Genomic DNA, 18,055 nt, shown 5'->3' with positions numbered 1-18,055 from the left:
TTATGTAAAATGTCCACTTTCCCATGGAATTCCACCCTTTTTTACTGAAATAACCTCTCTCATGATCGTTAGAATTAAAATGTGGCGTTAAATGCCGAAATAAGCTTTCCTGTGATCGTTAGCGCAATTGGACAGCAAAAAGGCACTCTACTGGGGAACTCTACTGGGGAACTCTACTGGGGAACTCTACTGGGGAACTCTACTGGGGAACTCTACTGGGGAACTCTACTGGGGAGCAAAAAACGGTATGCGAATATTCGCATACCGTTTTTTACTGCACGTTGGCCTTACTTACCCACTTCAAACTCACCCTATTTCAGGTTGAGCCTACTTAAACACTCGTATTACTCCAACCTTATCTCACCAAGATCTTACGATCTCGAAGCGCTGCAGTGGTTTGCATGACCTCTCAAAACCAATGCCAGCCTCTTATTGCACCTTCAAACGAATCACGTTCCAGGATGCTTTCGCCAGACTTGCCGTGATCAGCGTATCGGATACTAATGCTCCTCCGCGGTTATGTGGAACAACATTATTAGGCTGTGCAGCGGTATTGACCGCTTTGAGGTCATCTGCTTCCAGAACGATGTGCTCGATCAGGCTGCATTTGCCAAAACTGCGCAGATCCACTTCAAGCGGCAACGACTCTTGCAAGTGACGATTAACCGCAAACACAGTTACTTCTCCTTGCTCTTCGTTATGCACCGCAATCCCTTCCAAATAAGGAACATCCGTAATTTCTTTTGTATCATATTTCGGTGACTGAATCAAAGGCACAAGTGCCGTGCCACGGCCATATACAGATGCATGCATGAATGGATAGAAGATCGTCTGTCTCCATGATGCTCCGCCTGTTTCCGTCATAATCGGAGCAATTACGTTGACGAGTTGAGCCAGGCACGCCATTTTCACCCGATCCGCATGTTTCAGCATGCTAATCAGCATACAGCCCACCAAGAGTGCATCCTCATGGTTATAAATATCCTCTAACTGTGGCGGAGCAATCTGCCACGGGTCCATTTTGGAGTCATTCTCATGGGAGTGATACCAGACGTTCCACTCATCAAAAGACAGAAACATCGTCTTTTTGCTGCGTTTCTTCGCTTTGATATAATCACATGTCGCTTTCACCGTATCAATGAACCGATCCATCTCCAACGAGCGTGCAAGGAAGGTTGGCGTATCATTCTCCGGATTACCATAATACTGGTGCAGAGACAGATACTCTACATGATCATACGTATGATCCAGTACTGTTGCTTCCCAGTCCGGGAAAGAAGGCATGCCCAGGTTCGAGCTTCCGCAAGCAACGAGTTCAATCGTTGGGTCTGTCCATTTCATAACTTTGGCTGCCTCCACGGCTGTACGTCCATATTCTTCGGCGGTCTTATGCCCAATCTGCCAAGGTCCGTCCATTTCGTTGCCCAGACACCATGTTTTGATCCCGTGCGGCTGCTTGTATCCATGTTTAATCCGAAGATCGCTGTAATACGAACCTTCCGGATGGTTGCTGTACTCCACGATATTACGGGCAGCATCCGCACCGCGTGTTCCAAGGTTAACCGCCATCATCACTTCGGAGTTGGCCTGTTTAGCCCAATCCACAAATTCGTTAAAACCAAATTCATTGGTTTCAATTGTTCTCCATGCCAGATCCAGCCTGCGCTTACGTTCAGATACCGGCCCCACACTATCCTCCCAATTGTAACCGGATACAAAATTACCACCTGGATAACGTACAATCGGCACGTGCAACTCCTTCACCATCTCCAGCACATCTGTGCGGAACCCCTGCTCATTGGCTGAAGCATGCCCTGGCTCATAAATTCCACCATATACGGCACGTCCCAGATGCTCAATAAATGATCCATACAAACGCTTATCCACTTCACCAATCGTAAAATCTTTATCTACCGTCATTTTCGCTTTTTCCATGAATGATCTCATCTCCCTAAGATTAATGTAAAAATTAATTGATATTCTATGGATCAACGTTCATATTTATATTAAAATCGATAACAACACATATTTCAACCCGAAATTTGAAAAACATTATTCTTTTCCATGAATTTATGTTTAACTTAATTCTATACATGAAATTGGAGGAACACCTGTGATCAGAGCAAATACCGATGCCGAATGGCTCCCTTTATACGAAGCACTTGCAAGTGAAGTCCGTCTGCAAATTATCCGCCTTGTGGCCGAAACACCAATGAATGTGAAAGACATTGCTGCTTCGCTTGGCCTTAGTAGCGCGATCGTCACCATGCATGTCCGCAAGCTTCAAGATGTCGGCATCATTCAGTCCAAAATGATTCGTAAGGATGGCGGCACGCATAAAATGAACAGCCTGGCCGTCGACTGGATCGGCATCTCCATGCCTCAAGAGACGGGAGCATCCCGCAAGTTTCACGAGGTTTCCATTCCTGTCGGTCACTACACTCATTTTGACGTATATCCTACCTGCGGTTTAGCCACATCCGATCATGTCATTGGGCAGTATGATGATCCTCGTTATTTTTTGGACCCGGACCGGATGCATGCCCACATCTTGTGGATGGGACGCGGATTTGTTGAGTATAAAATCCCAAACTACATGTTGACCGGGCAGCAGATTGACGCCATTGAGTTGTCACTGGAGATTGGATCAGAAGCCCCTTCTGTGAATCCAAACTGGCCTTCTGATATTACGTTCACCCTGAACGGCATTCGATTAGGGGAATGGACCAGCCCGGGTGACTCCGGCAATGGTCGCGGCATATTTACGCCTGACTGGTGGAGTGATATCGTCAATCAGTATGGCATGCTCAAAGTGCTGCGTATAACGAATGACGGAACGTTCATCGATGGTCAGCATCTGTCCAGTGTCACGCTCTCAGACATTCCAGTGGAGCGTAATCAGTGGACCTTGCGCCTTTCTGTGGAGGAAGATGCACGTCACGTCGGCGGAATGACGCTGTATGGTGAAGGATTTGGTAACTACAATCAAGACATTTTGTTCCGATTGTTCTATCATGATGGAATAGCACCTTTGTAAAATAAAGCACAAAAAACACCTTTCATTTGCCAAAATAACGGTCAAATGAAAGGTGTTTTAATTTTATGTCGCTTGAATAAGCTTACGTAGCCTGGCTATTGCACATATCATATTCGAGTTCGAGCTTGTCCTACAACGCACTGCCGCCGAACAGGAAGCGGGATTCCCAGTGCTTGCCGGCAATATCACTAACCGTCACACCGCCGCCAGCGTTGGAGTATGTATGCAGTATTTTACCATTACCCAAATAAATACCCGTATGTGTAATCGTCGCCCGAGATTTGTTCACGCCACTGTAGGCTGATGCAGAAGTGCCTTTGTAAGACATAAAGTACATTAAATCACCACGTTTCAGGTTTTTCCAATTCGTTGTGACCGTACCTTTCTTCTTCACATAGTCTCCTTGTTGGCGTGAGTCTGCCGGAAGTGTAATGCCGAGTCCGTCAATAAAAGCTCGCCTTACAAAGCTGGAGCAGTCAAACGTTGCCGTACTGTCGCGATCCGATGCATATTTATAAGGTGTCCCCATGTATTTCATTCCGGCCGCAATTACCTTCTCTACCGCAACACTTCCCTGACTTGTCGAACCCTGACTAGAGCCCGAGCCGCTTGAACCGTTAGTCGTGCCCGTATTGCCTGTTGTTGATCCACCGCTTATCGCTTGTGTGTATTTGGATGATGACGAGATATAACCTGTCCGATTAGAAGCATCTTTGATTTTATACCAATCCGATCCGGATTGCTCCAGCACAGTTAATGTTTCTCCTTTGGAAACCATACGAATGACTTTACCAGATGACGTTGGTGAGGTTCGAAGGTTTACTCCCCAGATGACTTCTACTTTCGATTGATCTGCCGCTGCTGCGGATACCTGTCCTGTGAGCGCTGCCGTTGTGAGACTTCCCATCAGCATTGCTGCTGTTACACTTGCCGTAACAATGGTATTCTTCCAGTTCATGATGTCGTGTCCCTCCGGATATTACAAAATTTTAACCAAGAAGCCATCTTCCTGGCTCGCCTTATTGTAAACGGGCATTCTCTAACGTTCATCAGCCCAAAGTCCTGCAAGGGTTTAGACAGGTGTGAGCACTAAGGATCAGGGAAAACGTTCTTTGACTGGAAAAATAGAACATACCCTACACGGAAATAACGGTTAATTTTTTGTAACTAATTGATATACCTTAGATTTCCACGTTTTGGTCAGACAGACCTTCGCTGCACGCGCATGCAACCTATGCACTAGATTTTAATATTTCCCCACACCTAACTGGAAAACATTACTATGTTTCAACTCGCTTCAATCTGGAATCCCTCTTTCACAAATGAAAATATATGGATTTAAATAGTTGAACACAAGAAAAAACCGGGGATTTCTCCCCGGCCTTTCATCGGAAGTATAAATCAACCGCAGGTTTGAATAAAAGATCAGGCGTTCCGTTCCCGGCCCCAATTCCTGAAACTAACCCTTCCCCTTCATTCCAAGCTCTGCTTGCTGATTCAATTATGGCTCCATTCCCCATACCTTCACGCCATCCTGGTACGCTGTTACTTTCGTCCATGCACCGAATGCGGTTTGGGTGGCGGCAAAGGAGTAATCATTCGATTGATCAAAATTCGTCCAGTTGTTTTTGGAGGAACGTGTTTGAATGATTCCTGTCTCAGCCCCAGCCGCCAGACTACCTGCACCGGCAGTAAAGCTGATCTCCAGATACGTATCTGCGGTACCTTTTGCCGGCTCCACAGCTACAAATTTGCCTTGCACATTGGCACTGCCAACCTGCGCATAGTCACACCAGAAGCTCAGATCAGCGGCACTGTCTTTCGTAAAGTAATAACGAAGCTTCACTTTGCTCAGATCGATGGCCGTTGTACCTGTATTTTTCACATTGAATTGCGGTGTAAGAGAGTTGCCTGAAGCACCCGAGCCTCCATTACGATACTGCACTTCGAGTGTTCCAGTCGAAATTGGAGCAGCCACTGGTGTCAGCACAACCACATTTGAGTTCGTCTGCCCATCGGCATTGATGGCAACCACTCTGTAGTTATAGGCCGTACCATTCACTGCTGTTGCATCGGTATACGTCAGTGCCGTCAAACCAGTCGCAAGATTGGCATAAGCACCCGTACCCGTTGAACGTTGTACGGTATAGGTTGCTGCTCCGGTTGAAGCCGTCCAGTTCAGCACAGCTTTTGCATCCCCTGCTGTTCCACTCAGGGTAAAGGCTCCTGGTATAGCGACTCCGGCTTGCGGTGTTGCCGTAACCTGTGCAGATGCTGCAGACTCACCAGCACTATTTACAGCGGTAATGACATAATAGTATGCTTTTCCATTCGTTAGTCCAGTGTCTGTAAATGTAGAACCGCTAACGCCAGTTGCTACAGAAGTATACGGGCCACCGTTCACTTCGGCACGTTTTACCGTGTAGGAAGTTGCTCTCGCCGCAGCATTCCAGCTCAAGACCACTTTTTTGTCACCGCCGGCAGCTGTTACACCTGCAGGAGCGGCAGGTGCTTCCACGCCTGGTGTTTCGCTGTCACCAAGGAGACGGTCGAACTCTCCATAAGCGGTAGCCATATCAACCTGTGACCAGAAACGGTGGTACGTAAAGGTCGGTGCACCATTTTCCCACTGCTTCGTGGTCGGGTTGTATGATGTTTTGTACTTGTTATCCAGATAAGCCCAAGCCGGATCTTGCTTGATCGCAGGACGCAGATCGGAGTATCCGATGTACACGCCATTTCCGCCTTTTGCCGGATCGGAAGGTACACCTGCTGTGCCTGGGATGGTATTACCTTGACCGAACGTACCAGACCAGTTCGCCGGGATATAAATCTCTTTCGCGAAGTAACGGAAGTAATCTTTACGCTCTTCCTCTGTCACGATACCTACACCGTCATTGTAATCCCAAGCTGTATCGAGCAACGTCTGAGCCAATTCTTTGGCTTCCTGACCTTTCACACTCAGCGTACCGTTCTCTGCCTCCGTTCCAGCCGCGAAGAACGTTAGCGCCTTGATATAACTTCCCAGTACCCCTGTATCCTGTACTGGATCTTTGGTAATGGCATGGAAGTTTGGATTATTCGTATAGGTGCTGAATCCATTCCATTTATCCGGTTGTCCTTGCCACTCCTGACCACCTGGAATCCAGAACTCGCCTGGAGCCGGAGTAGTTGCTACCTGAACATTAGTTCCACCGAGAATGCGCTGTCCGGCAGCATTCAAATAGTAGCCTTGAGCATCCGTTACAGGGCGCTCGCCAGCAAACACATAATCTTTGGTCCAGTCTATCCATTTCGTAATGACCTTCTTAGCCATTTGGAAGTTCTCAGAAGTTAGGTCACCGCTCTCTGCCAGGATATAGTACATCTCCGCCACACGCTCCAGCGGCCATGCCTGGAATCCGAACCATGTGTTGGAATCCGGGTCACGATATACTGGCGCTTCCTGATAAGCCATATCATAGAACGTGCTGACACCTGCCGGATAAGCCGCATACGAACCACCGATACTGTTCGTTGCCCCGCCGCCGACTGCTCCTTCATGGGATTGCAGCCAGGTGTAGAATTCGAGCTGACGTTTTAACGTCGCGTTCCAGTCCGCTTTGGCTGTAGGGGATTCTGGAATCAAGCCGCCTGCCGGATCAGACAGGGCATATGCTGCAACCGGGTTTTGATAGGCCTGGTGCGTGTGACTTGCCCCAATACGCCATGCCCAATCCCCGCCTTGACCCAATCCACCGCCCCATGACGTATACCAAGCCATGAGATACATGTTGGAGTCTTTACCTGTGCCCGGGGTTGGTGTACCGTTCTTCGCACTTCCAACTTTCTGGAAATACTTGTCGTACATGCCATACCGCAGATAGTCACCCATCTTTTTCGCTTTATCAAGATACTCCGTATTGTTATAGCCCATCTCTTTCGCCCAATACAATACCTGTACCGCACGCGCATCCGCATCCGTTGCATTGGTATAACGCCACTGTGCCGATGGAGCCTGATTTTCCTTCGTAAACAGACTCATAAAACCTTCGCCTGCTTTACCAAATGATTTATCATCCTGAGACGGGTGAGGTATAGCCTCCCATACAGACTCCTGCTCCCCACGCTGGAACGTGTTCACATACGTTGAAGTATGCGAAGGGTTCAGCAGATTGCCGTATCCATACCAGTCATCCACGTCGATTAGCCAGTGCATCAGATACGTCTGGTTATTACCATAGGTTGACTTGAGCTCGGCATCGAGCGGGTCCTTACCTGCTGCATACTGACCATTCAGATTAGAAGGATACTGGTCAGGGAATGGTTTTTCCGCTGCATATGTCGCAGGACTGTTTGGATTGTATTTGCTCATCGTTGGCTGCTCTTCCTTGCCGTCCCCTTCATTCACCGGAATAATGTACTTCTCCATGTTATCCCAGGCCGCTTCCAGTTTGCTCCAATCACCCGTGTAGTGACCATACATCGTCTCTAGCCACAACCAGTAACTGTACGCCTCCGACGTAGACATATGTCCATAATCCGGCGCTTCACTCAGCAACGTTTCAATGGAATGATAAGGAATACCTTCTGGAGAAAAGTATCCGTTCGCCGGGTCTTTTAATTGACCATATAATTGCAAGAAGCGAGCTTCATTCACTCCATCGGCCTGAATTTCAATCGCCTGATCGGCAGCATGTGCCGTTTCAGGACCTACCCACAGTCCCGTGTATCCCGTCAGCATGACGGTTCCTGCCAGCATGGCAGTTAAACTCTTTTTTGCAGCTGTTTTCAACATGAATATATACCTCCCTGGAATAGTGGAAATTCAATATCAATGCTGCTGGTCTGCCCATGCTGTTCTTTGGCCTCTTCTGTCAAAGTTTTGATTTACGGCTCCAGCCCCCATACCTGGGTACTGCCTTGATACGCGGTCACTTTGTTCCATGCAGCAAAAGCAGTCTTGGAACCGTCATAGGAGTAATCATTGCTCTGATCGAAGTTACTCCAGTTGTTTTTTGAAAAACGTCCCTGAATCACACCCGTTTCTGCTCCGGCTGCCAAACTTCCCGCTCCAGAGGTAAAACTGATCTCCAGATACGTATCCGCCGTTCCTTTTGCCGGATTCACGGTCACGAACTTCCCTTGTACGTTAGCCGTACCCACCACGGCGTAATCACACCAGAAGGTCAGATCTTCTGTGCCATCTTTGGTAAAGTAGTAGCGGATTTTTACCGTACTCAGATCAATAGGCTGTGTGCCTGTGTTCTTCACATTAAACTGAGGGGTTACCGCATTGCTCGAATTCCCGGAACCTCCGCTTCGATACTGCACTTCCAGCGTACCTGTTGACACAGGCGGCCCTGAAGGTGTCAGTACAACCACGTTAGATAACGATTGCCCACTTGCGTTTACGGCAACAACCCGGTAATTATACGAAGTTCCATTAAGCGCTGTCGTGTCAGTGTAGGTCATCACCGTCAACCCGGTCGCTACATCCGCATACGTACCATTCGCATTAGCACGTTGTACCTTGTAACTCGCAGCCCCCGATGCCGCTGTCCATGACAACACATTTTGATTATTGCCAGCTGTTCCGCTTAAGGTAAGCGTCCCTGGCACAGATGAAACTGCCTGCGGCGTTCCCATCACTTGAACAGAAGCTGGCGATTCCCCGCCTGCATTAACAGCGGTCACCACATAATAATACGTCTTGCCATTCGTCAATCCCGTGTTGGTGTAAGTCACCCCATTAACACCCGTTGCAACGGTTGTGTACGGGCCTCCGCTAACCTCGGCACGCTTCACCGTGTACGATACAGCCCCGGCAGAGGCAGCCCAGTTCAGCGTCACCTGATTGTTGCCAGGCAAAGCTTGCACTCCAGAGGGTGCGGCTGGCACGGTCACAGGTGTAACACCCGGCTCCTGCCCATATACCTTCACTCCAGCGTCATATACGGGGATGTATACACTTTTTACCGGAGTACCTGTCGTCAGGTTCTGGTATGAAGGATCGTTCGCTGGATTCCATGCCCCTTGCGGTCCTGTAATGCGGAACTGAACTTCCTTGCGGTAATTCCCCTCTCCGCCTGGATAAATTTTGGTATTACTGAAGTCTGCTGTAATGGCATAGATCCGCTTGGCGGCATCCACGACGACAGGTTGAGAAACGGTTGCACCTTCATTAGAAGATACTGTGACCTGAACATCGGATACGGTGCGTCCCGCAGCATATACTTCACTCAAATCGAGGAAATATTTGAAGGAAAGCTGATCTCCCATTCGTGCAGGCCAGCCGGAGCGGTTGTTAAGCAATGCGCGGATTTCCGTATAATTGGAGCCTGATGACCGCACAGCAGCTTCTACAAAGTACTCCTCACCTTTGACTTCAGGAGCAGGGAAATTCGCCAGAGGCTGATGATTCTGTCCATACAGCAGATTCATCTTTGCGAGCGCACCTGTGAAGCCAGCATTATAATCCGTCGCCACCTCATTACTCACATAGTCCGAGATATCGTCCGTATATTGATCCGACGCATTTGGTCCTCCTACCATGGCGCCGTATAAAATATGACGGTGATTCGCCGGAATATCTTCGTTGTTCATCCATGAGCTATGAGCGGTACGATGATGCGGATGCTGTGGCGGATTTTTTCCATATCCCACAACATAACTGCTCTGACGAGGATTATCTCCTAAAATGTAATTCATCTGTGAAGTCGCAAAATTTTGATATCTGGATTTTTTCACAGGGTCACTAACCCAATCGGAGTACACGAATGCAATGAATGCTGCATTTGCCGTATATCGGAGTGAACCCCACTGATCCAGCCACGCCAATCCGCCTGGGGTGTAAGTCACACGCCCTCCATTCGTGCCAACCGTCCAGTAATCAAGATTGCGCTCGGTTGATTGGATGAACTTTGTTGCCTCCGGCATGTTCAAACTGGAGGTGATTCGGGCAAGCAGAATCTGGGCACCGTAATGTTTACTATCCCAGCCCTGTGTCCAGGTATAGGGCCAGTTCGCGGAACCTCCGCTTGTAGACCACCGATCTGCAGCTGCCATCGCCTTGGACAAGTAAGCGTTATCATTAGTAGCTAAATAAAGCCATGCTCCTCCCCATGCAAGCTCATCTTCATATCCCGTCCACGAATTATAAAATGCAGCAGCATCAGTAATACAATCGGTGTATTTCCCCCGATATGTATCTGCAAAGTTGTACAGTTCTTTCGCATGCTGAAGCATCTTCGCCGAGTAGGTTGGATCATCATCTGCAAATACGATGGACGCCGCTGCCAGTGCAGCCGCCGTTTCTGCCGCCAGATCACTTCCCGGACAGGAAGCATCGATCTTGAACGAAGGCCGGTTCATCTGCATCACCTCTGCAGGCCCCCACCAAGCATGATCCGTGTTGCCACCTCCGACTTGTCCCCATAATTCGTTTGGTTTGGTATGCGCTTTCATAAAATAGTCGGTTGCCCACCTTATATTGTCCTTGATTTCCTCCAGTTGTCCGGCTTGCTCATAGCCATCACTATACTCGACGACGGACCAAGCCAGCATGGTTGCCGAGGCAGCCATTGGAAAACCAAATTTCACATGATCTCCAGCATCATACCAGCCGCCGGTCAGATCCACACCGACATCGGCCCCATCCTGCATTCCCGAGTCACCTCGCCATTCAACCCGGTTGTTGGCAGGCAACGGGCCTGAGCGTTGCGCTTCATAGAAGTAAATGGCCTTCTGTAGTGCTTCGGCATAGTTATGATCTCCGGCGGCCGCATCCGCCTGACGTAATCCTGTATTCATAGAAAAGCTCCCTGCGAGAAGTCCTGCCGATAACGTTACCATCGCAACGCGTCTCCACCAGCGCCCTTTCATAAATCCTATTCATCTCCTTTTCTCGAAAGTTCCAGGTGATTACTTGCACATATTCTGGGTGACCTCGCTCCTCTCTATGGTGGTAACTCAATGCAATTTCCACCATTAATTACCATTATAGCCTTTTGTTTGTCTTGAAATATCAACATTGGTGACTTCTGAAATAACATTGTTGTGACTTGAGCAGCGTGATATGACAAAAAAGCTGTTTCTTCACCGGATATGTCCGGGAGAAACAGCTTTTTGGCGATCTGCTTTTGCAATCTATACTTTAAATTTGTTCACTTGTCCTTGCAATTCCTCCGCCATTTTGGATAACAACCCAGCGGAGGAAGCAATCTCTTCCATGGAAGCCAGTTGCTCTTCGGTTGCAGCAGATACGTTGTGTACAGAACCCGCAGCTTCCGAAGCAATATTGGAGATTTGACCCACGTAACTTACAACCTCATTTGTACTAGCTGACATCTCCTCAGAACCGGCAGATACTTCTTGAATTTCACCAGCTACTTTGTTGGCAGCGTCCGAAATTTGTTCGAAGGCTTGACCAGCTGCAGCAACCAATTCAATGCCGGCTTCTGTTTCATTACTATTTACTTTCACAGCCTGTACAGCATGATCCGTATCCTGCTGAATCAGTTGTACAATCTGTGTGATCTGCTGTGCAGAAGCGGAGGATTCTTCCGCCAGCTTGCGCACCTCTCCCGCAACGACAGCAAAACCTCTGCCATGCTCCCCTGCTCTTGCGGCTTCAATCGCTGCATTCAAAGCAAGCAAATTGGTTTGCCGGGCGATGTTATTGATCACTTCGGTGATCGTACCAATCTCGGCAGAACGTTCGCCCAGTCCGGTGACCAATTCTCTCAATGAAGCGATGGAGTTACGAACCGATCCCATCTGATCCACAGCTTGCTGGATAATTTTGTTCCCTTCCGACGACTGATTCGCTGCGTCCACAGCAGATACGGATACACTTTGAGCCAGTTCGGCAATCTGTTCGGAGCCTAATGCCATCTCATTCATCGCCTGCGAAGAACGCTTCACGATATCAACTTGATTTGATGTTCCTACAGACAATTCTTCCACCGTTTCGGTAATTTGCTCCGAAGCTTTTGCGTTTTGCTCTGCACTCGCAAGAAGTTCTTCGGATGAAGCCGCGACTTGCTCGGATGTTTCGGATACGGATTGAATCATCGAACGCAGATTTTGACTCATTGTATTGAAGGAAGCTGCCAGAACACCCAGCTCATCCCGGTTCTTCAATGTAATCGCCTCACCCGTCAGGTCCCCTTCAGCAATCGCTGCTGCGGCTTCACTCATCTTTTTAACCGGACGTGAGATCATACTTGCGATGAATAGCGCAATGAGTAAGGATAACAATGTTGCAACGATTGCTACACCTAAAATAATGTTAAACGCATTCTCGGCAAGCTTGACAGATCCGGCAGAAATTTCTTTTGCTCCGCTATTGCCAAGATTAATTAACTGAGTAATCAGATCGTTGGCTGTATACCACATTGGATAGGCTGCTGTATGTAGCGTGCTGGATGTAGCATAATCATTTTTCAGACCATACTCAATGAATTCTGGCATTTTTTGCAAATAGGAATCATAACTCGTTGAAAACTGTTCATACAGTTTCTCAGCTTCTGCATTTCCTTTGATTAAAGTAAGCAATTGTTTGCGCTCGTCTTCAATTTTAGCAAGCAATACTTTTAAAGCTTCATTCAGTTTCTCCGTTTCACTTGGATTCTGTTCTACAATGATGGCTAGTCCCAATCTCTCCACATCCGACACATCACCGTTCATAATTCCAAGCAAGGTTACAGTTGGCATCCAAGTCTTATCAATTTGTCTTGATTTGTCAGCCATTGTAAACACTTGTGTTAGTGTGTACACGCTAACAAAGATAAGCAAAGCCAACACAATCATGAAGCCAGTTAATAATTTACTACGAATCGAAAATTTTACTTTCCCTAATGCGTTCCCCCGCATTTTTCCTTTTCCCATGTTCCCACTCCTCCAACTTCCTCCAATAAACTAGTACATCTATATAATATATCGACATAGATATTCTTCGAGTGAATATATGAAATCTTAGTTTTAAGAAAATTTCTCTTAACAATGAGCCTCATATATCTGACAGAACATAATTTTATATATAACTCTCAGAAACAGATATCTACCATTGTGAAAGGCCGCGAATTTTCCAAGAAAGCGACGAAACTCCTTAATGAGTGTCCCAACCACAACTAACAAACTATTCGTAAAACAATATTGATTTAAAACGTATATTCGGAATCAAAGAGGACATTTTACTTTCTTTTTGTTAAACTAGTTTGGGGGATCTATCAGTTCTACATAAGAAAGGTGAGATTATGTTTAAAAAATGGTTATGGGGTACAGCCCTGACCTTGGCACTTGTTGTAACAGGAGTCATTGTCTACTACGGATATTCAATCGTTCATTTTGCTAATAGCATTTCGACCGCCGCACCCAGCGATTCACCCGGTTCGAACCTTGATTCAAACCACACGGAAAGCTCCGAAACAGCCAACGTAGTCATTCCGAAATGGGACGGCAAGGAGAGAGTCAATATCTTATTGATTGGCGGTGACTCGAGAGGGGACGACGCAGGACGTTCAGACTCGGTGATGGTCGCTTCGATTGATCCTGTTTCGAAGAAAGCCCACCTGTTCTCCGTACTTCGCGACACCTACGTTGACATCCCAGGCCATGGCAAAAGCCGTCTTAACGCTGCCTTTTCCTATGGAGGAGCCGAATTAACCAAACAGACGGTCAGCAGTCTGCTCGGTATACCGATTCAGCATTATGTCTACACGGACTTTACAGGCTTCATGGCTCTCGTTGATGCGCTGGATGGCATTGATATTGATGTGGAAAAAGATATGTACTACACGAGCAAAGCGGATAAACACATGTATGATATTGATTTGAAAAAAGGGCTGCAACATATGGATGGCAGGACCGCCCTCCAGTATGTTCGTTTCCGGCATGATGCGACCTCCGACTTCACGCGCACACAGCGGCAGCGCATCTTTATGACCGAGCTTGCCAAGAAGATGCAGAGCACCACTTCGCTCTTTAAAATCCCGGAGATGCTGGAAGCCATTGCTCCTTATATCAAGACGGATTTGAGCCCAACCCAGATGTTGAAGCTCGCTTCACTTGGCTTTGATATTCGTGTGAACGAGATTGATCAGCAGCAGATTCCGCCGAACAAGCTGCTTACCAATGAGCGGGCTGGGTCTGCTCAGGTATTAGGTGTGAATGTGCCCAAGCTTCAAGCTTACATTCAAAAGTTATTTGAGGAAGATAAGCAGTCTTCTTCCGCTGGCTCAGTAACTGGGGAAGCTAACGAGTGACTATCACATAATCAATTAGTAAAAAGACGGCTTAAGCCGTCTTTTTTCGGTTCCTTTTTTCACCATTTAATGCACCCTTAATGTTTGGAGGGTAGTCTTATATGATGACCCTGGCTACATAAGGGAGGAATGTACATGAAAAAGCCGAAAATAGCCGAATGGACCGAACTTCGCGGATTAGCTTTCTTGGCCATCGTCATGCAGCATAACATTGCTGAATACATCTATCGGCCGGACATTGAGCAGCCTGATTCGGTGATGCTGACCATGATTTATCATCTGACAAGGTTTGGTACACCGACCTTTGTATTTCTGTCGGGTGTGTTGTTATTCTATCATCACCGCCATATCAAGCCTGATTATCCCCGCTTCATCAGGAAGCGATTTGGTGATATTTATATGCCTTTCTTCATATGGACGTTCGTCTACTGGTTAGCTGTACGTGTATTTACCCCAACGTTCTGGACTTCCGGTATGCCGGATCTGGGGAGCTTTGTACATGAGTTATTTATACCGCAGACGGGTTATCACCTTTGGTTTGTGCTGATGGTGTTCCAGTTTTATATTCTGTTTCCTTTATTTCTCGCGGGGGCTCACGCTGTTCGTAAACGGCTCGATAACCTCAAGCGTTTTACCTCGAAACAGGTGACGTTAACAATCATACTCGTTGCAGCCATACTCTATCTCTGGCTTATGAAATGGTCCTATTATGATATGGCTGACTGGACACAATCGTGGCCAGATCCTTGGTCTAGCATGCTGGAATATCGTTCATATTCATGGTTGATGTACTGGTTCTACTTTTTACTTGGCGCGGTATGTGCCTGGACAGTGGAAAGCTGGAGAAATTGGACGTTGAAGGCGCTCCCTTGCATGGTTACGGTCTTTGTCGCGATGTATATCTGGATGGGTTACGATGTACTGCGCGGGTCGGAAAATACGATGAACCTCAATATCTCTACGTATCTAAAACCCACTACGTTCATCAGTATTATGGCTCAGATGCTTATGCTCTACGGTTTCCTTGTTCTGCTGAATGGTAAAAACCTATGGTTTCAGCGTCTGCTCGCCTGGATTGGGCGCTATTCCTTCGGTGGTTATCTCGTTCATGCCTTGGTGATTTATGCTATTGCATATGTCACCAGACCGCTACACCTTAGCGGGTGGCATCTGCCCGTAGCGATAATCTCATTCGTGGTCACCGTTGTGACAGCTCTTGGCATTAGCTGGACATTATCCAAACTGCCAGGCTCCCGCCTCTCGGTTGGATTAACACGCAGCAAGGCTCGGCAAGTTACTTCTTTTAGCAATTCATTAGCGGGTTCTGGAAGACGCACCCGGAATCAAAATCCGCCCCTTGGATCAGCTTCCAAGAATTAAAAGTTAAAAGGCGGACCAATTAACATGCCAACAATCGTTGAACTCGTTTTACGATGTGATATTGAAACTCAAGGGCCTTAGACCCTCAGAAGTGTAATGCAAGCAAGAATAGAGCGTTCTCCCTTGCGGAGGACGCTCTATTCTTGCTCATTATGCTCAGTACACTAGTCATCTTGTTCTATGAAGTAAATCATTTCACTTCGGTTGAGGTGGATCGACCGGGCACGTGTCCTGGATGAACTGGAACGGAGTGACCATGGTGCTTTTGATGAACAAACCTTTGCAGATCACCTGTTAATTGTTCTTTTAACTGATTTACCAACTGCGTTTCACTTATGCCCTTCGCTTGCGCAATTTCAACCAAAGACTTGCCCGCATGCAGTTGTTCTTGCAATTGTTCAGGTGAAATCCCGATAAATTTCGCTATCGCTCCTTTATCTACCATGGAATGATTCCCATGGTGCGTAAACTCACGCCGTAATTCGGTAAGCGGGGTATTCACTACCTTTTTTAACTTCACATCCATGTTGGCTTTCGCTGTTGCAGCTTGTTCCTTGGTTAGACAGCCTTCTTTCACAGCCAGATCCAAGCGCTCTGACAGCGTGGGCTTTAGTTTTTGCAGTAACTGTTCCTCGCTGAGTCCTTTGCGTTCCTTCGCAATCTGAGCCAAGGTCTTGCCAAGCTGCATCTGCTGCTTCAAATCACGGAGTCCAATTCCGAGCAAATCGGATGTTTCACCGATCATAAACAGACCATGTCCTGCATGCATACAAGGCTTTTTGTTTCCTCCGACAGATTCAGTCAGGTTTTTATCATGCTGCTCAGCAGGAGAAACGGGATCAGCTAAAGCGATTTGGCCTGGTGCAACAGCGATAATGATAACAGCTGCGCTGGTTGCCAGCCAAGATTTCCAATTTATTTTCATTGTTTATCCACCTTTCCTGTCTCGATATTCTCTTCCTTCTTAGTCTGAACCCAAATTACAACTTTTTATGCTATAAAATCCAAAATGTCATCATTTTTCTCACAAATGATCACAAAAAAACCTATTTTTTTCAGAACACTTGAGATATACTGTATGTAACTTCTTGATCTTACTGCATATTCCAACTTTTAATGCAGGAAGGACGTTTTCATATCATGCATCGAGATTGGCTAGATCCGTATTTGCTTGACGTGAAGGCCGTGTTTGATTCCGTTGAAGAGCGTCTTCGGCAATACCCTGACTCACTGGCAGGGCATGCGCTTGAACAACTCCGTTTGCTCAACCCGCTCAGGGGAGATTCGGGACACAGTTGCATCGGTTACATCACTCCGCTATGGATGCAGTACACAGAGGGATTCCCGCCGGATCAAGCTCGTCAGCTTAGCGCAGCTTGCCTGTTACACATGATGTATTTTCTTAATCTGGATGATGTCATGGATGAGCCAACTGAGGATGCGGTGCTGAAGTTATCTTTAGGGAATCTCTGTTATGTGGATGCCCTTCAACTCTATAACGCATTATTTGAATCCTCTTCTGTCTTCTGGAACCATTTCAGACAGGTTCTTCAGGACTGGGCAGTAAGCGTAAATGGTGAATTACAAGCAGATTACTTCCAGCGTAACCCACTTCTCATCGCCCAGAAAGCTTCACCGACACAATTGGGAGTTATTGGTTCCTTGCTTTTACTAGAGCAACCTGATCGAATCCCTTCGGTCTGCGGTGCACTGAATATCGTTCTCATGACTCTACAGATGACAGATGATTTTACAGACACGAAAATGGATGCTGTACACGGCAACTACAATAGCTACCTCTCTCACCTATCCACAGCTCTCCAACAGGAATATCCGACGAGTCATGTGCTAAACGAATCTATACACCACAATGTATATAACTCACAATTGATGAACAGTTACGCAGACATAGCTCAACACTTCAACGACATCATTACATCTTCTAACTCGGCGTTGCCACAATTCGTCGTCCTGAATTCTTATCTGTGCAACTCATTGGTACAAGCTATTCAGGAAATAGAACAGCGTAAAAAAAGACTTTACCGAGGTGGGTTTCACTACTGGATCAGCGAACCACAATCCGGACCTTCTAATACGGGACAAGCCGATTCAGTTTAATTTAAATACGAAGGGAATGTTGACGATGATGGTGTCAGAAAAAACGTTGCATGAGGATATTATTGAGAAAGCTTGGACAGATGAGCACTTCAGACAACAACTCCATTCCAATCCTAAGCAGGCACTTCGCGAGGCGTTTGGTATTACGATTCCTGATCATATCAAGATTCGCACAGTCGAGGAGCAGCAAAATGATTATGTTCTGGTCATTCCACCTAACCCTTCCAAAGTCAATTATGACGTCAATTGCGGACCGTGGAGATCGTTTTAATCT

Annotated in this window: 11 protein-coding genes; 5 read left to right on the top strand and 6 right to left on the bottom strand. The window is 47.0% G+C overall.

Annotated features, from left to right (window positions below; all coding sequences use genetic code 11):
• Positions 1–429: 429 nt before the first annotated feature.
• A complete protein-coding gene (locus tag ABIE27_RS16350; protein WP_429350976.1) occupies positions 430–1,935 on the bottom strand; it encodes an alpha-N-arabinofuranosidase in 1,506 nt (501 codons plus the stop codon).
• Between the two features lie 181 nt (positions 1,936–2,116).
• Here ABIE27_RS16350 and ABIE27_RS16345 point away from each other — a divergent pair, with 181 nt between their 5' ends.
• A complete protein-coding gene (locus ABIE27_RS16345; RefSeq protein ID WP_429350994.1) occupies positions 2,117–3,037 on the top strand; it encodes an ArsR/SmtB family transcription factor in 921 nt (306 codons plus the stop codon).
• A gap of 130 nt (positions 3,038–3,167) precedes the next feature.
• On the opposite strand, the gene ABIE27_RS16340 is transcribed toward ABIE27_RS16345, so the two are convergent.
• The 4 genes from ABIE27_RS16340 to ABIE27_RS16325 form a co-directional block, all read right to left on the bottom strand.
• Positions 3,168–3,995 (bottom strand): C40 family peptidase, encoded by an 828-nt coding sequence (locus tag ABIE27_RS16340; RefSeq protein WP_123063144.1) that lies wholly within the window; start codon positions 3,993–3,995, stop codon positions 3,168–3,170.
• A 543-nt stretch (positions 3,996–4,538) separates the two neighbouring features.
• Positions 4,539–7,814 carry a glycoside hydrolase family 48 protein gene (locus tag ABIE27_RS16335; RefSeq protein ID WP_429350975.1) on the bottom strand — a complete coding sequence of 1,092 codons (3,276 nt, stop codon included), beginning with the start codon at positions 7,812–7,814 and terminating at the stop codon, positions 4,539–4,541.
• A 92-nt stretch (positions 7,815–7,906) separates the two neighbouring features.
• Positions 7,907–10,828: a glycoside hydrolase family 9 protein gene (locus ABIE27_RS16330; RefSeq protein WP_240036691.1), complete on the bottom strand. Its 2,922-nt coding sequence runs from the start codon at positions 10,826–10,828 to the stop codon at positions 7,907–7,909.
• Between the two features lie 336 nt (positions 10,829–11,164).
• On the bottom strand, positions 11,165–12,907 hold the full coding sequence (locus ABIE27_RS16325) for a methyl-accepting chemotaxis protein (RefSeq protein WP_240036668.1): 1,743 nt from the start codon (positions 12,905–12,907) through the stop codon (positions 11,165–11,167).
• 368 nt (positions 12,908–13,275) lie between these two features.
• On the opposite strand from ABIE27_RS16325, the gene ABIE27_RS16320 reads away from it, so the two are divergent.
• Positions 13,276–14,283: an LCP family protein gene (locus ABIE27_RS16320; RefSeq protein ID WP_123063409.1), complete on the top strand. Its 1,008-nt coding sequence runs from the start codon at positions 13,276–13,278 to the stop codon at positions 14,281–14,283.
• 135 nt (positions 14,284–14,418) lie between these two features.
• Positions 14,419–15,663, top strand: coding sequence for an acyltransferase (locus ABIE27_RS16315; protein ID WP_429350974.1), 1,245 nt, complete (start codon positions 14,419–14,421; stop codon positions 15,661–15,663).
• 190 nt (positions 15,664–15,853) lie between these two features.
• Here the strand turns inward: ABIE27_RS16315 and ABIE27_RS16310 are convergent, their stop codons facing one another.
• Positions 15,854–16,588: a hypothetical protein gene (locus ABIE27_RS16310; protein ID WP_429350973.1), complete on the bottom strand. Its 735-nt coding sequence runs from the start codon at positions 16,586–16,588 to the stop codon at positions 15,854–15,856.
• 215 nt (positions 16,589–16,803) lie between these two features.
• Here ABIE27_RS16310 and ABIE27_RS16305 point away from each other — a divergent pair, with 215 nt between their 5' ends.
• Positions 16,804–17,781, top strand: a complete 978-nt coding sequence (locus ABIE27_RS16305; protein WP_429350972.1) for a hypothetical protein — start codon at positions 16,804–16,806, stop codon at positions 17,779–17,781.
• A 25-nt stretch (positions 17,782–17,806) separates the two neighbouring features.
• Positions 17,807–18,052 (top strand): NHLP leader peptide family RiPP precursor, encoded by a 246-nt coding sequence (locus ABIE27_RS16300; protein ID WP_123063138.1) that lies wholly within the window; start codon positions 17,807–17,809, stop codon positions 18,050–18,052.
• Positions 18,053–18,055 lie beyond the last annotated feature (3 nt).

The organism is Paenibacillus sp. 4624 (genome assembly GCF_050435065.1).
In the GTDB taxonomy this organism is placed as follows: Bacteria; Bacillota; Bacilli; order Paenibacillales; family Paenibacillaceae; genus Paenibacillus; species Paenibacillus amylolyticus_D.
The sequence above is the reverse complement of the archived record's forward strand: the minus strand, read 5'-3'. Positions and strand labels throughout refer to the sequence as shown.

Bases quoted from the DNA above. Each gene is read 5' to 3' on its own strand.
- ABIE27_RS16335 (WP_429350975.1), bottom strand. From the start codon at position 7,814: ATGTTGAAAACAGCTGCAAAAAAGAGTTTAACTGCCATGCTGGCAGGA.
- ABIE27_RS16305 (WP_429350972.1), top strand. From the start codon at position 16,804: ATGCATCGAGATTGGCTAGATCCGTATTTGCTTGACGTGAAGGCCGTG.
- ABIE27_RS16315 (WP_429350974.1), top strand. From the start codon at position 14,419: ATGAAAAAGCCGAAAATAGCCGAATGGACCGAACTTCGCGGATTAGCT.
- ABIE27_RS16325 (WP_240036668.1), bottom strand. From the start codon at position 12,907: ATGGGAAAAGGAAAAATGCGGGGGAACGCATTAGGGAAAGTAAAATTT.
- ABIE27_RS16340 (WP_123063144.1), bottom strand. From the start codon at position 3,995: ATGAACTGGAAGAATACCATTGTTACGGCAAGTGTAACAGCAGCAATG.
- ABIE27_RS16330 (WP_240036691.1), bottom strand. From the start codon at position 10,828: ATGAATACAGGATTACGTCAGGCGGATGCGGCCGCCGGAGATCATAAC.
- ABIE27_RS16350 (WP_429350976.1), bottom strand. From the start codon at position 1,935: ATGGAAAAAGCGAAAATGACGGTAGATAAAGATTTTACGATTGGTGAA.
- ABIE27_RS16320 (WP_123063409.1), top strand. From the start codon at position 13,276: ATGTTTAAAAAATGGTTATGGGGTACAGCCCTGACCTTGGCACTTGTT.
- ABIE27_RS16310 (WP_429350973.1), bottom strand. From the start codon at position 16,588: ATGAAAATAAATTGGAAATCTTGGCTGGCAACCAGCGCAGCTGTTATC.
- ABIE27_RS16300 (WP_123063138.1), top strand. From the start codon at position 17,807: ATGATGGTGTCAGAAAAAACGTTGCATGAGGATATTATTGAGAAAGCT.